Raw genomic sequence first — 12,055 nt, 5'->3', positions numbered from 1 at the left:
ATATGCTGAGCGTGCTCTGGAATCTGGCAGCTTTTATCATTGCGCTTGGCGTACTGATTACGGTGCATGAGTTTGGCCATTTTTGGGTGGCGCGCCGCTGCGGCATCCGGGTTGAGCGTTTTTCTATCGGCTTTGGCAAAGCGCTGTGGCGGCGGATGGATAAGCAGGGCACGGAGTTCGTGATTGCCCTGATCCCGCTGGGCGGCTACGTCAAGATGCTGGACGAGCGCGTCGAGGCGGTGGCGCCGGAGATGCGCCACTACGCCTTCAACAATAAAACCGTCGGCCAGCGTGCGGCGGTGATTGCCGCCGGCCCCATCGCTAACTTCATTTTCGCTATCTTTGCTTACTGGCTGGTCTTTATTATCGGCGTTCCTGGCGTGCGACCGGTGGTGGGTGAAATAACGCCCAATTCGGTTGCCGCGCAAGCACAAATTGCAAAAGGAACGGAACTTAAAGCGATAGATGGTATCGAAACGCCTGATTGGGATGCGGTGCGTATGCAGCTGGTCGCCAAAATCGGCAACCCGCAAACAATACTTACCGTCGCCCCTTTCGGGACCAATCAGCGCCAGGATAAAATCGTCGATCTGCGGCACTGGGCGTTTGAGCCAGACAAGCAAGATCCCGTGACCTCGCTGGGGATCCAGCCGCGCAGCGCGCAGATTGATACGGTGCTGGCGGAGGTCCAGACGGGCTCGGCAGCTCAGAAAGCGGGTTTGCAAGCGGGCGACCGGATCGTTAAAGTCGATGGTCAACCGTTAACGCAGTGGATGACGTTTGTTAATCTGGTGCGAGATAATCCGGGCAAAGCGCTGGCGCTGGAGATTGAACGGCAGGGGAGTGCGCTGCCGTTAACCCTGACGCCGGATGCGAAAACGGTAAAAGGTAAGGCAGAAGGGTTCGCAGGGGTGGTGCCAAAGGTCATCCCGCTACCTGAGGAATACAAGACAGTACGTCAGTACGGACCGTTTGCCGCCATCGCTGAAGCCACGGATAAAACCTGGCAGCTGATGTCACTGACGGTCAGGATGCTGGGTAAATTGATAACCGGTGATGTCAAACTGAACAACCTCAGTGGGCCGATCTCTATCGCTCAGGGGGCTGGAATGTCAGCGGAGTTTGGGTTGATTTATTATCTGATGTTCCTTGCGCTGATTAGCGTGAACCTCGGAATCATCAACCTGTTCCCACTGCCCGTACTGGATGGGGGACATCTGCTGTTTTTAGCGATCGAAAAGCTGAAGGGCGGGCCGGTATCCGAGCGAGTTCAAGACTTTAGTTATCGCATTGGCTCAATACTGCTGGTGCTGTTAATGGGGCTTGCACTTTTCAATGATTTCTCTCGGTTATAAGAGAGTTTGTTAGGAAGAACGCATAATAACGATGGCGATGAAAAAGTTGCTCATAGCGTCGCTGCTGTTTAGCAGCGCGACTGTATACGGTGCTGAAGGGTTCGTGGTGAAGGACATTCATTTCGAAGGCTTGCAGCGTGTCGCTGTTGGTGCGGCCCTCCTCAGTATGCCAGTGCGTCCTGGCGATACGGTGACCGACGATGATATCAGTAACACTATTCGCGCGCTGTTTGCCACTGGCAACTTTGAGGACGTCCGCGTCCTGCGCGATGGTGATACCCTGCTGGTGCAGGTGAAAGAGCGTCCGACGATCGCCAGCATCACCTTCTCCGGCAATAAGTCGGTGAAAGATGACATGCTCAAGCAGAACCTTGAGGCCTCTGGCGTTCGGGTGGGCGAGTCGCTTGACCGCACGACCATCGCGGATATCGAGAAGGGTCTGGAGGATTTCTACTACAGCGTTGGTAAATACAGCGCCAGCGTCAAAGCGGTTGTGACGCCGCTGCCGCGTAACCGTGTCGATCTGAAGCTGGTCTTCCAGGAAGGCGTCTCCGCAAAAATTCAGCAGATCAATATCGTCGGCAACCATGCGTTTTCGACCGATGAACTGATCTCCCACTTCCAGCTGCGCGATGAGGTACCGTGGTGGAACGTGGTCGGCGACCGTAAATACCAGAAGCAGAAGCTGGCGGGCGACCTTGAAACCCTGCGCAGCTACTATCTGGATCGCGGTTATGCCCGTTTCAACATCGATTCTACTCAGGTTAGCCTGACGCCGGACAAGAAAGGGATCTACATTACCGTCAACATCACCGAAGGCGATCAGTACAAGCTTTCCGGGGTGCAGGTAACGGGCGATCTCGCGGGCCATTCGGCCGAAATCGAAGCGCTGACCAAAGTCGAGCCGGGCGAACTGTACAACGGCGCGAAAGTAACCAAGATGGAAAACGACATCAAGAAACTGTTGGGTCGTTATGGTTACGCTTACCCGCGCGTTCAGTCGCAGCCGGAAATCAACGACAGCGATAAGACCGTCAAACTGCACGTCAACGTCGATGCGGGTAACCGCTATTATGTGCGTAAAATTCGCTTCGAAGGCAACGACACCTCCAAAGATGCCGTCCTGCGCCGCGAAATGCGCCAGATGGAAGGCGCATGGCTGGGGAGCGATCTCGTCGATCAGGGTAAAGACCGCCTCAACCGTTTAGGCTTCTTCGAAACGGTGGATACCGATACCCAACGCGTGCCGGGCAGCCCGGACCAGGTCGACGTTGTCTACAAGGTGAAAGAGCGTAACACCGGTAGCTTCAACTTCGGTATCGGCTACGGTACCGAAAGCGGCGTCAGCTTCCAGGCGGGCGTCCAGCAAGATAACTGGTTAGGTACCGGTTATGCGGTCGGGATCAACGGCACCAAAAACGATTACCAGACCTATACCGAACTGTCGGTGACCAACCCGTACTTCACCGTTGACGGTGTGAGCCTCGGCGGCCGTATCTTCTATAATGACTTTGATGCGAACGATGCGGATCTGTCTGACTATACCAACAAAAGCTATGGTACAGACGTCACGCTGGGCTTCCCGGTCAACGAATACAACACGCTGCGCGCCGGGGTCGGTTATGTTCATAACTCCCTGTCCAATATGCAGCCGCAGGTGGCGATGTGGCGTTACCTGAACTCGATGGGCCAGTATCCGGACAACACCAACGACCGGAACTCGTTCAGTGCGAATGACTTCACCTTCAACTACGGTTGGACCTATAACAAGCTTGACCGCGGCTTCTTCCCAACGGAAGGTTCGCGCGTCAACCTGAACGGTAAGGTGACCATTCCGGGCTCAGACAACGAATACTACAAAGCGACGCTGGATACCGCCACCTATGTGCCGATCGACAACGATCACCAGTGGGTAGTGCTGGGTCGTACCCGCTTTGGCTATGGCGATGGTATCGGCGGCAAAGAGATGCCGTTCTATGAGAACTTCTATGCCGGTGGTTCCAGCACCGTGCGTGGCTTCCAGTCGAACACCATTGGTCCGAAGGCGGTGTACTTCCCGTCGAGCAGCCGTCATGATGGCGATAGCGGTTATACCAATGACTGTAAGAGCACCGAATCCGCGCCGTGTAAATCCGATGATGCGGTGGGCGGTAACGCGATGGCGGTGGCCAGCCTGGAGCTGATTACCCCGACGCCGTTTATTAGTGACAAATATGCGAACTCGGTCCGTACTTCCGTCTTCTGGGATATGGGTACCGTATGGGATACTCACTGGGATTCGAACGCCTATGGCGGTTACCCGGATTACAGTGATCCGAGCAACATCCGTATGTCTGCGGGTATTGCCGTGCAGTGGATGTCGCCGTTGGGGCCGTTGGTCTTCTCCTACGCCCAACCGTTCAAAAAGTACGATGGAGACAAAGCCGAACAGTTCCAGTTTAACATTGGTAAAACCTGGTAATTGTTGGCGGCAACGGAATGCAAGTGCAGTATAGCGCTGACTGTAGGCGATAACGCGGTTATCGCCTCGCCACGCAAATAACGGTACCCCTGGGTACTCATGGGATGGTAAGGAGTTTATTGTGAAAAAGTGGTTATTAGCTGCAGGTCTGGGTTTGGCAATGGTAACTTCCGCTCAGGCGGCAGATAAAATTGCCCTGGTGAACATGAACAGCCTGTTCCAACAGGTTGCCCAGAAAACTGGCGTTTCCAACACGCTGGAAAACGAGTTCAAAGGCCGCGCTAGCGAACTGCAGCGTATGGAAGGCGACCTGCAGTCTAAAATGCAGCGTCTGCAGTCCATGAAGCCGGGCGCCGATCGTACCAAACTGGAAAAAGACGTGATGGCTCAGCGCCAGACCTTCTCCCAGAAAGCGCAGGCGTTTGAACAGGATCGCGCACGTCGTTCCAACGAAGAGCGTGGCAAACTGGTTACCCGCATCCAGACTGCTGTACAGAGCGTAGCGAAAGATCAGAGCATCGATCTGGTGGTTGACGCAAATGCCGTTGCATACAACAGCAGCGATGTAAAAGACATCACCGCTGATGTGCTGAAACAGGTTAAATAAGTAATGCCTTCAATTCGACTGGCTGATCTCGCGCAGCAGTTGGATGCAGAATTACACGGTGATGGCGATATCGTCATCACCGGCGTTGCGTCCATGCAGAGCGCGAAAACGGGCCAAATCACTTTCATGGTCAACCCTAAGTACCGTGAACACCTGGCCGCTTGTCAGGCTTCTGCCGTTGTCATGACGCAGGATGATTTGCCTTTTGCCCATAGCGCCGCGCTGGTAGTGCGTAATCCCTACCTGACCTACGCGCGCATGGCTCAAATTCTTGATACCACGCCGCAGCCGGCACAGGATATCGCGCCGAGCGCGGTCATCGATCCGTCGGCGAAGCTGGGTAACAACGTGGCGATCGGCGCTAACGCGGTTATCGAATCCGGTGTTGTACTGGGCGATAACGTGGCGATCGGCGCAGGCTGCTTCGTTGGGAAAAATACGAAAATCGGTGCCGGCTCGCGTTTGTGGGCCAATGTGACCATTTACCATGAGATTGAGATCGGCGAGAATTGCCTGATCCAGTCCAGCACGGTGATCGGCGCGGATGGCTTCGGTTATGCTAACGATCGCGGTAACTGGGTCAAGATCCCGCAACTGGGTCGCGTCATTATTGGCGATCGCGTGGAGATTGGCGCCTGCACCACCATCGATCGCGGCGCGCTGGACGATACCCTTATCGGTAACGGCGTTATCATTGATAATCAGTGTCAGATTGCGCATAACGTGGTAATTGGCGACAATACCGCGGTTGCCGGCGGCGTTATCATGGCGGGCAGCCTGAAAATTGGCCGCTACTGCATGATTGGCGGCGCCAGCGTGATTAACGGCCATATGGAAATCTGCGATAAAGTCACCGTCACGGGGATGGGGATGGTGATGCGTCCTATCTCTGAACCTGGCGTATACTCCTCCGGTATTCCGCTGCAGCCGAACAAGGCGTGGCGTAAAACTGCGGCGCTGGTGATGAATATTGACGAGATGAGCAAGCGCCTGAAAGCGATTGAGCGCAAGGTTAATCAACAAGACTAATTCATCATTTGGTCACATGACATTTCCGGCCTGTTGCATTCGCTAAAAGATTGCCGCAGGCCGTGTTATTATTGCCTTTTAGTACATTTAGACAGGAAGAGTATTTTGACTACTGACACTCATACTCTGCACATTGAAGAGATTCTGGAACTTCTGCCTCACCGTTACCCGTTCCTGCTGGTAGACCGCGTGCTGGATTTTGAAGAAGGTCGTTTTCTGCGCGCAGTAAAAAATGTTTCTGTAAACGAGCCGTTTTTCCAGGGGCACTTCCCTGGTAAGCCGATTTTGCCTGGCGTGCTGATTCTGGAAGCGATGGCGCAGGCCACCGGGATTCTGGCATTTAAAAGCGTCGGAAAACTGGAGCCAGGCGAGCTGTATTATTTCGCAGGCATCGACGAAGCGCGCTTCAAACGTCCGGTAGTACCAGGCGATCAGATGATTATGGAAGTCACTTTCGAGAAAACCCGCCGCGGCCTGACCCGTTTCAAAGGCGTCGCGCTGGTTGACGGTAAAGTGGTTTGCGAAGCGACGATGATGTGTGCGCGTAGCCGGGAGGCCTGATACGTGATTGATAAAACCGCTTTTGTTCATCCTACCGCCATTGTAGAAGAAGGCGCCGTCATTGGTGCTAACGTTCACATTGGTCCGTTTTGTATTGTTGGCGCTAACGTCGAAATTGGTGAAGGCACCATACTGAAGTCTCATGTCGTCGTTAACGGCCATACCAAAATCGGCCGTGACAATGAGATCTATCAGTTCGCTTCCATCGGCGAAGTTAACCAGGATCTGAAATATGCTGGCGAACCGACCCGGGTGGAAATTGGCGATCGCAACCGCATCCGCGAAAGCGTCACCATTCATCGCGGCACAGTACAGGGCGGTGGATTAACAAAGGTGGGCAACGATAACCTGCTGATGATCAACGCCCATGTGGCGCACGATTGTACGCTTGGCGATCGCTGCATTCTGGCCAATAACGCAACCTTGGCCGGTCACGTATCTCTGGATGATTTCGTCATCATCGGCGGCATGACCGCAGTACACCAGTTCTGCATCATCGGCGCACACGTCATGGTAGGCGGATGCTCCGGCGTGGCGCAGGACGTTCCGCCGTTCGTGATTGCCCAGGGTAACCACGCGACGCCGTTTGGCGTCAACATCGAAGGGCTGAAACGCCGCGGCTTTAGCCGTGAGGCGATTACCGCGATTCGTAACGCGTATAAACTGCTGTACCGCAGCGGCAAAACGCTGGACGAAGCCAAACCGGAAATCGCCGAACTGGCGACTCAGCATCCTGAAGTTCAGCCGTTTGTTGATTTCTTTGCCCGTTCCACTCGCGGCTTGATTCGTTAATGGCTGAACCGCGTCCCCTGACGATTGCCCTGGTCGCCGGAGAAACCTCCGGCGATATTCTTGGTGCAGGCCTCATCCGGGCTCTCAAAGCGCGCATCCCTGACGCGCGCTTTGTCGGCGTGGCGGGGCCGCTGATGCAGGCGGAAGGGTGCGAAGCCTGGTACGAAATGGAAGAGCTGGCGGTGATGGGCATTGTTGAGGTGCTCGGTCGCTTACGCCGTCTCCTGCATATTCGCGCCGATCTTACCCGCCGCTTTGGCGAGCTGCGCCCCGATGTCTTCGTCGGCATCGACGCCCCTGACTTCAATATTACCCTCGAAGGGAATCTGAAAAAGCAGGGCATCAAAACGATTCACTACGTCAGCCCGTCGGTCTGGGCCTGGCGACAAAAACGCGTTTTCAAAATCGGCAGAGCGACCGACCTGGTGCTGGCTTTTCTGCCTTTCGAAAAAGCGTTTTATGACAAATTTAACGTCCCTTGCCGCTTTATCGGCCATACCATGGCGGATGCGATGCCGCTGGATCCTGACAAAGGCGCTGCGCGCGACCGGTTAGGGATCCCGCACAATGTGCGCTGTCTGGCGTTGCTGCCCGGCAGCCGCGGCGCGGAAGTCGAAATGCTCAGCGCGGACTTTCTGAAAACCGCGCAGTTGTTACGCGGCACCTATCCCGATTTGCAGGTGGTGGTGCCGCTGGTCAATGCCAAACGGCGGGAGCAGTTTGAGCGAATCAAAGCTGAGACGGCGCCGGATATGATCGTGCATATGCTGGACGGTCAGGCGCGCGATGCGATGATCGCCAGCGACGCCGCGCTGCTGGCCTCCGGGACGGCGGCGCTGGAGTGCATGCTGGCGAAGTGCCCGATGGTGGTTGGCTACCGCATGAAGCCGTTCACCTTCTGGCTGGCAAAGCGTCTGGTGAAAACCGACTACGTCTCCTTGCCGAATCTGCTGGCCGGTCGCGAGCTGGTCAAAGAGCTACTGCAGGATGAGTGCGAGCCGCAGGCGCTGGCCGCCGCCCTGCAGCCGCTGCTGGCCGATGGCAAAACCAGCCACGAGATGCATGAGACGTTCCGCGCGCTGCATCAGCAGATCCGCTGCAACGCCGATGAGCAGGCCGCGGACGCCGTACTGGAGTTAGCAAAACAATGATGGAGTTCGTCTATCCGCATACCCATCTGGTTGCCGGCGTTGATGAAGTTGGCCGCGGGCCGCTGGTTGGCGCGGTCGTGACCGCGGCGGTGATCCTCGATCCGGCGAAGCCGATTGTGGGTTTGAATGATTCCAAAAAACTCAGCGAAAAGCGTCGCCTGGCGCTGTGCGATGAGATTAAAGAGAAAGCGCTGTGCTGGAGCCTGGGGCGTGCCGAGCCGCACGAAATCGACGAGCTGAATATTCTGCATGCCACTATGCTGGCGATGCAGCGCGCCGTCGCCGGCCTGAGCATTGTTCCTGAGTTTGTCCTGATCGATGGCAACCGCTGTCCGTCGCTGCCGATGCCCTCTCTGGCGGTGGTGAAAGGCGACAGCCGGGTGGCAGAAATCAGCGCAGCGTCTATTCTGGCAAAAGTCACTCGTGACGCCGAAATGGCCACGCTGGACCTCGCATTTCCCCACTACGGATTTGCCCAGCATAAAGGCTATCCCACCGCTGTTCACCTGCAGAAGCTGCAGGAACACGGCGCAACAGAGCATCACCGGCGCAGTTTTGGTCCGGTGAAGCGTGCCCTGGGCCTGGCGTCCAACTAAGTCACCGGGATCTAAAGATGGCTGAACCACGTTTCGTACACCTGCGGGTGCACAGCGACTATTCCATGATCGATGGGCTGGCAAAGACCGGGCCACTGGTCAAGAAGGCGGCCTCGCTTGGCATGCCGGCGCTGGCGATCACCGATTTCACCAACCTGTGCGGGCTGGTGAAGTTCTACGGGACGGGACACGGCGCGGGTATTAAGCCGATTGTCGGCGCCGATTTTCACGTGCAGTGCGACCTGCTCGGCGATGAGTTTACCGAGCTGACCGTGCTGGCGGCGAACAACACCGGTTACCAGAACCTGACGCTGCTCATTTCCCGCGCCTATCAGCGCGGCTACGGCGCGCTGGGGCCGTGGATTGACCGCGACTGGCTGGTGGAACACCAGGAAGGGCTGATTCTGCTTTCCGGCGGCCGTAAAGGCGACGTCGGCGTTAGCCTGATCCGCGGCAATATGCCGTTAGTGGAACAGTGCGTCGCGTTCTATGAAGAGCATTTCCCGGACCGTTATTTTCTTGAGCTGATCCGCACCGGTCGTCAGGATGAAGAGGCCTATCTCCACGCCGCCGTGGCGCTGGCGGAAGCACGCGGCCTGCCGGTGGTGGCGACCAACGATGTCCGCTTCCTCGACACCAGCGATTTCGACGCCCATGAAATCCGCGTCGCGATCCACGATGGCTTTACGCTCGACGACCCGAAACGGCCGCGCAACTACTCGCCGCAGCAATATATGCGCAGTGAGGAGGAGATGTGCGAGCTGTTCGCCGATATCCCGGAAGCGCTGGAGAACAGCGTCGAGATCGCCAAACGCTGCAACGTCACCGTGCGGCTTGGCGAATATTTCCTGCCGCAGTTCCCGACCGGCGATATGACCACGGAGGATTTCCTGGTCATGAAATCGAAAGAGGGTCTGGAAGAGCGGCTGGAATTTCTCTTCCCGGATCCTGCCGTCCGTGCTGAAAAGCGCCCGGAGTATGACCAGCGTCTGGATATTGAACTGCAGGTTATCAACCAGATGGGGTTCCCGGGCTACTTCCTGATCGTCATGGAGTTTATCCAGTGGTCGAAGGATAACGGCGTGCCGGTTGGCCCGGGCCGCGGTTCCGGCGCCGGCTCGCTGGTGGCCTACGCGCTGAAGATCACCGATCTTGATCCGCTGGAATTCGACCTGCTGTTCGAACGTTTCCTTAACCCGGAACGTGTCTCGATGCCCGACTTCGACGTCGATTTCTGCATGGAGAAACGCGACCAGGTTATTGAGCACGTGGCGGACATGTATGGCCGCGATGCGGTATCGCAGATCATCACCTTCGGTACCATGGCGGCGAAAGCGGTCATCCGCGATGTGGGCCGCGTGCTGGGTCACCCGTACGGCTTTGTCGACCGTATCTCCAAGCTGGTGCCGCCCGATCCGGGTATGACGCTGGCGAAAGCGTTTGAAGCCGAACCGCAGCTGCCGGAAATCTATGAGGCGGACGAAGAAGTTAAAGCGCTGATCGACATGGCGCGTAAGCTGGAAGGGGTGACGCGAAACGCCGGTAAACACGCCGGTGGGGTGGTTATCGCTCCCACTAAAATTACCGACTTTGCGCCGCTGTATTGCGATGAGCAGGGGCTGCATCCGGTTACCCAGTTTGACAAAAACGACGTGGAATACGCCGGGCTGGTAAAATTCGACTTCCTCGGTCTGCGTACGCTCACTATCATTAACTGGGCGCTGGAGATGATCAACAAGCGGCGGGCGAAAAACGGCGAAGGGCCGTTGGATATCGCCGCTATCCCGTTGGATGACAAGAAAAGCTTCGACATGCTGCAGCGCTCGGAAACCACCGCGGTCTTCCAGCTTGAATCGCGCGGCATGAAAGATCTGATTAAGCGTCTGCAGCCTGACTGCTTCGAAGATATGATCGCGCTGGTGGCCCTGTTCCGCCCGGGTCCGCTGCAGTCGGGGATGGTAGATAACTTTATCGACCGTAAGCACGGCCGCGAAGAGATTTCCTACCCGGACGTGCAGTGGCAGCATGAGAGCCTGAAACCGGTGCTGGAGCCGACCTACGGCATTATCCTGTATCAGGAACAGGTCATGCAGATTGCCCAGGTGCTCTCCGGTTATACCCTCGGCGGCGCGGATATGCTGCGCCGTGCGATGGGTAAGAAAAAACCGGAGGAGATGGCCAAGCAGCGTTCTATCTTTGAAGATGGGGCGAAGAAAAACGGCGTTGACGGCGAACTGGCGATGAAAATCTTCGACCTGGTGGAGAAATTCGCCGGTTACGGATTTAACAAGTCGCACTCCGCCGCCTACGCGCTGGTCTCCTACCAGACGCTGTGGCTTAAGGCGCACTATCCGGCTGAGTTTATGGCGGCGGTAATGACCGCCGATATGGACAACACCGAGAAGGTCGTTGGCCTGGTGGACGAGTGCTGGCGCATGGGGCTGAAAATTTTGCCCCCGGATATTAACTCCGGCCTGTACCATTTCCACGTTAACGACGACGGCGAGATTGTCTACGGCATCGGCGCCATCAAAGGCGTTGGCGAAGGGCCGATCGAAGCGATCATTGAGGCGCGCAACAATGGCGGTTATTTCCGCGAGCTGTTCGACCTCTGCGCGCGGACCGATATTAAAAAGCTCAACCGCCGGGTGCTGGAAAAACTGATTATGTCCGGGGCGTTCGATCGTCTCGGTCCGCATCGCGCGGCGCTGATGAACTCGCTGGGCGATGCGTTGAAAGCCGCCGACCAGCACGCGAAAGCGGAGGCTATTGGCCAGGCCGATATGTTCGGCGTACTGGCGGAAGAGCCTGAACAAATAGAACAGTCCTACGCCAGCTGCCAGCCATGGCCTGAGCAGGTGGTGCTGGATGGTGAAAGGGAAACCCTGGGGCTATACCTGACCGGGCACCCGATTAACCAGTACCTGAAAGAGATTGAGCGCTACGTCGGCGGCGTGCGGCTCAAAGACATGCATCCGACCGATCGTGGTAAAGTGACCACGGCGGCGGGGCTGGTGATTGCGGCGCGGGTAATGGTCACCAAGCGCGGCAATCGTATCGGCATCTGTACCCTGGATGACCGTTCCGGGCGTCTGGAGGTGATGTTGTTCACCGACGCGCTGGATAAATATCAGCAGTTGCTGGAAAAAGACCGCATACTTATCGTCAGCGGACAGGTCAGCTTTGATGACTTTAGCGGGGGGCTTAAAATGACCGCCCGCGAAGTCATGGACATTGACGAAGCCCGGGAAAAATATGCTCGCGGGCTTGCTATCTCGCTGACGGACAGGCAAATTGATGACCAGCTTTTAAACCGACTCCGTCAGTCTCTGGAACCCCACCGTTCGGGAACCATTCCAGTGCACCTCTACTATCAGAGGGCGGATGCACGCGCGCGGTTGCGTTTCGGCGCAACATGGCGCGTCTCTCCGAGCGATCGTTTACTTAACGATCTGCGTGGCCTTATCGGCTCGGAGCAGGTGGAACTGGAGTTTGACTAATAC

General features: G+C 56.5%; 9 protein-coding genes. All 9 read left to right on the top strand.

The features are described 5' to 3' along the window. Positions 1-2: 2 nt before the first annotated feature. Positions 3-1,355 (top strand): sigma E protease regulator RseP, encoded by a 1,353-nt coding sequence (rseP, locus tag HMPREF3096_RS13495; protein WP_008807352.1) that lies wholly within the window; start codon positions 3-5, stop codon positions 1,353-1,355. Positions 1,356-1,386: 31 nt separating this feature from the next. Next, a complete protein-coding gene (gene bamA, locus HMPREF3096_RS13490) occupies positions 1,387-3,816 on the top strand; it encodes an outer membrane protein assembly factor BamA (RefSeq protein WP_008807351.1) in 2,430 nt (809 codons plus the stop codon). 121 nt (positions 3,817-3,937) lie between these two features. Then, positions 3,938-4,423, top strand: a complete 486-nt coding sequence (gene skp, locus HMPREF3096_RS13485) for a molecular chaperone Skp (protein WP_002889325.1) — start codon at positions 3,938-3,940, stop codon at positions 4,421-4,423. Between the two features lie 3 nt (positions 4,424-4,426). Next, positions 4,427-5,452 carry a UDP-3-O-(3-hydroxymyristoyl)glucosamine N-acyltransferase gene (lpxD, locus tag HMPREF3096_RS13480; RefSeq protein ID WP_022065546.1) on the top strand — a complete coding sequence of 342 codons (1,026 nt, stop codon included), beginning with the start codon at positions 4,427-4,429 and terminating at the stop codon, positions 5,450-5,452. A 105-nt stretch (positions 5,453-5,557) separates the two neighbouring features. Then, a complete protein-coding gene (fabZ, locus tag HMPREF3096_RS13475; protein ID WP_004145858.1) occupies positions 5,558-6,013 on the top strand; it encodes a 3-hydroxyacyl-ACP dehydratase FabZ in 456 nt (151 codons plus the stop codon). Between the two features lie 3 nt (positions 6,014-6,016). Beyond that, positions 6,017-6,805, top strand: a complete 789-nt coding sequence (gene lpxA / locus HMPREF3096_RS13470; RefSeq protein ID WP_032731649.1) for an acyl-ACP--UDP-N-acetylglucosamine O-acyltransferase — start codon at positions 6,017-6,019, stop codon at positions 6,803-6,805. Next, a complete protein-coding gene (lpxB, locus tag HMPREF3096_RS13465; protein ID WP_022065547.1) occupies positions 6,805-7,956 on the top strand; it encodes a lipid-A-disaccharide synthase in 1,152 nt (383 codons plus the stop codon). The genes lpxA and lpxB overlap by 1 nt, the downstream gene beginning before the upstream one ends. Beyond that, a complete protein-coding gene (rnhB, locus tag HMPREF3096_RS13460; RefSeq protein ID WP_012542806.1) occupies positions 7,953-8,552 on the top strand; it encodes a ribonuclease HII in 600 nt (199 codons plus the stop codon). The genes lpxB and rnhB overlap by 4 nt, the downstream gene beginning before the upstream one ends. Before the next feature lie 17 nt (positions 8,553-8,569). Then, positions 8,570-12,052: a DNA polymerase III subunit alpha gene (gene dnaE / locus HMPREF3096_RS13455; RefSeq protein WP_008807346.1), complete on the top strand. Its 3,483-nt coding sequence runs from the start codon at positions 8,570-8,572 to the stop codon at positions 12,050-12,052. Positions 12,053-12,055 lie beyond the last annotated feature (3 nt).

The sequence above is a fragment of the Klebsiella sp. HMSC25G12 genome (genome assembly GCF_001807705.1).
Classification (GTDB): domain Bacteria; phylum Pseudomonadota; class Gammaproteobacteria; order Enterobacterales; family Enterobacteriaceae; genus Klebsiella; species Klebsiella variicola.
Note: the sequence above shows the minus strand (reverse complement) of the source record. Positions and strands in the feature narration are given on the sequence as shown.

What these genes read in the sequence shown, in the direction of transcription:
- rseP (WP_008807352.1), top strand. Translation starts at nt 3, where the DNA reads ATGCTGAGCGTGCTCTGGAATCTGGCAGCTTTTATCATTGCGCTTGGC.
- bamA (WP_008807351.1), top strand. Translation starts at nt 1,387, where the DNA reads ATGGCGATGAAAAAGTTGCTCATAGCGTCGCTGCTGTTTAGCAGCGCG.
- dnaE (WP_008807346.1), top strand. Translation starts at nt 8,570, where the DNA reads ATGGCTGAACCACGTTTCGTACACCTGCGGGTGCACAGCGACTATTCC.
- lpxB (WP_022065547.1), top strand. Translation starts at nt 6,805, where the DNA reads ATGGCTGAACCGCGTCCCCTGACGATTGCCCTGGTCGCCGGAGAAACC.
- rnhB (WP_012542806.1), top strand. Translation starts at nt 7,953, where the DNA reads ATGATGGAGTTCGTCTATCCGCATACCCATCTGGTTGCCGGCGTTGAT.
- lpxD (WP_022065546.1), top strand. Translation starts at nt 4,427, where the DNA reads ATGCCTTCAATTCGACTGGCTGATCTCGCGCAGCAGTTGGATGCAGAA.